This is a genomic window from Streptomyces sp. NPDC006529 (assembly GCF_040611795.1).
Lineage (GTDB): Bacteria > Actinomycetota > Actinomycetes > Streptomycetales > Streptomycetaceae > Streptomyces.
In genome coordinates, this window is record NZ_JBEXPB010000114.1 from 1 (window position 1) to 2,849 (window position 2,849).

At 73.0% G+C, this 2,849-nt stretch carries 1 protein-coding gene; it reads right to left on the minus strand.

What is annotated here, in order from left to right; translation table 11 throughout:
- A partial coding sequence (locus ABZY31_RS31150; RefSeq protein ID WP_356417034.1) for an amino acid adenylation domain-containing protein occupies nucleotides 1-2,849 on the minus strand: 2,849 nt, incomplete at both ends.

Sequence of the window (2,849 nt, forward strand, 5' to 3'; positions counted from 1 at the left end):
CCCTCGCCCCGCTCGTCGTACTGCCAGCGACCCAGGTCACCCGTGCGGTACATCCGCCCACCCGGCTCCCCGAACGGATCCGGCAGGAACCGCTCGGCCGTCAGACCCGGACGCCCGAGGTAGCCGCGGGTCACCAGGTCACCGGCGATGAAGAGTTCGCCGCCGACGCCGACCGGGAGATCCCGCAGGGCCTCGTCGAGCACGTACATCCGGGTGTTCCAGATCGGACGCCCGATGGTGATCACACCGGAGGGAGCGGTGTCGCCCGGCTCGATCCGGAACTCGGTGCAGCCGACCGTGGTCTCGGTCGGACCGTACTCGTTGATCACGGTGGCCCCGGGGTGGCGCCGGCGCCACTCGTCCAGCACCTCCCCCATCAGGGACTCGCCGCCCAGCACCAGCTGCTCACTGGGCGAGAAGCGCTCGGGGAGCGCCGTGAGAAGGGCCAGGTGGCTCGGCGTGGCCTTGACGAAGGACGGACGCTCGAATTCCCCCGCCACCGGGCTCTCGTCGTCCAGTTCGATGAGCTGGACGGTGCCTCCGCTGGTCAGCGGGGCGAACAGGCCGGTCACGGTGAGGTCGAAGGAGACCGGCGAGTGGACCAGCGCCCGCCCGGCCACGCTGTCGTAGGCCTCGCGGGCCCAGGCCAGGTAGGCGTCCAGCGAGTGGTGCTCGACCACGACGCCCTTGGGGCGTCCGGTGGAGCCGGAGGTGTAGATCACGTAGGCCGGGTTGCGCAGCGACAGGGGCGCCGACCGGTCGTCGTCGGTGAGGTCGTGTGCCGCCAGTGCGGCCAGCGCGGCGACCGTGTCCGGAGCGTCGAGCAGCAGCCGCGGGTGATCGGTGCCGGGCAGCCGCGCGGCCGCGTCGGCGGTGGTGAGCACGCACAGGGGCTGGGCGTCGGCGAGGGTGTAGGCGATCCGGTCCGCCGGATGGGTCAGGTCGATCGGCAGGTAGGCGGCGCCGGACTTGAGCACGGCCAGCACGGCGACCAGGGTCTCCACCGAGCGCGGCACGGCCAGCGCGACGAGGCGCTCGGGGGCCGCTCCCCGGGCCACGAGGTGGCGGGCCAGGCGGTTGGCGGCGGCGTCGAGCCCGGCGTAGCTGAGGGTGCCGCTCTCGCAGACGACGGCGGTGGCGTCGGGGGTGCGGGCGACCTGGGCGGCGAACAGCTCCGGCAGGGTCTTGCCGGGGAGCGCGCGGGTCGGGCCGTTCCAGTCGCCGAACAGGGCCTTGCGCTCGTGCGCGGCGATCAGGTCGATGTCCTGGAGGGGGGTGTCGGGGTGCTCGGCGGCGCTGCGCAGGATCCGCTGGAACTGGTCGGCCAGCCGCGCGATGCCGGCGGGCTCGAAGAGGTCGGCCGCGTACTCGATGGTCACGCTCAGCCCACCGGGAGCGCCGTCCTCGGTGTGGTGCTCGGTGACGGTGAAGGACAGGTCGAACTTGGCCGCTCCCTGAGCCGCGGTGTCGCTCTCGGCGGCGGATCCGTCGCTCGTGCCGGTGGCGGTGTTGAAGGTGAGGATGGTCTGGAAGAGCGGGTGGCGGTGGGGGGTGCGGGCGGGGTTGAGGGCCTCGACGAGCCGCTCGAACGGCAGGTCCTGGTGTGAGAGCGCCGCCAGGTTCACATCCCGGACCCGACCCAGCAGTTCGGTGTGCGTGGGGTTGCCGCTCGTGTCCGTGCGGAGCACGAGCGTGTTGACGAAGAACCCGACGAGCCGCTCCAGCTCACTGTGCGTACGGCCCGCCGTCGGGGTGCCGATGGGCAGGTCCGTACCGGCGCCGCCCCGCGTCAGCAGGACGGCGAGGGCCGCGTGCACGGCGTGGAACAGCGTGGCCCCGTGCGCGCGGGCATGGGTGACCAGCTGGTGGTGGACCGCCGCGCCGGTGTGCGCGGTGTGGATGCGGGCCCGGTGGGTGGGGCGGGCCCGCCGGGTGTGGTCGGTGGGCAGGGCGATCTCCTCGGGCAGACCGGCCAGCTCCTGACTCCAGTAAGCGAGTTGCTCGTGCAGCGGGGTCCCGGGGGTCTCCGGGTCACCGAGGTGGCGGTGCTGCCACAGCGCGAAGTCCGCGTACTGCACAGGAAGCGGCGCCCAGCCGGGGCCCTCACCGCGGGCACGAGCCTCGTAGGCGGCGGTCAGGTCCTCCATGAGCGGACGCATCGAGAGGCCGTCACCCGCGATGTGGTGCAGCACCAGGACGAGCAGGTTCTCCTCCGGAGCCAGCGTGAACAGGGCTGCGCGCAGCGGGAGTTCGTTGGCCAAATCGAAAGGTTGAGCCGAGAGTTCCGCGGTCCGCTCCCGGGCGCCCGCCTCGTCCGTCTCCACCACGTCGAGCGGCACGAGCCCCGGCGCGGCGGGCAGGATCAGCTGGCACGGCTCCCCGCCGGACTCCGGGAACACCGTGCGCAGCGTCTCGTGCCGCTCCAGTACGTCGTCCAGCGCTGCCTGGAGCGCGACCGCGTCCACCACCTGCGCCAGCTTCAGTACCACCGGGATGTTGTAGGAGGCGCGCTCGGTCTCCTCCATCCGGTTGAGGAACCACAGCCGGGCCTGGGCGTACGAGAGCGGGACGCGCTCCGGGCGGGGCTCGGTGCGCACCAGCGGCGGCAGCGAGGTGGCGGGCAGGGCCCGGCCCAGCCGCTCGGCCAGCGCGGCCACCGTCGGCGCCTCGAACACGTCCCGGACACCGAGCTCCGCACCCAGCTCCGCCCGCACCACCGCGACCAGCCGCATCGCCAGCAGGGAATGGCCGCCCAGGTCGAAGAAGCTCTCGTCGATGCCGACGTGGTCGACGGCGAGGGTGGCGGCGAAGAGGCCGCAGAGGGACTCCTCTTGGGGCGTACGGGGTGC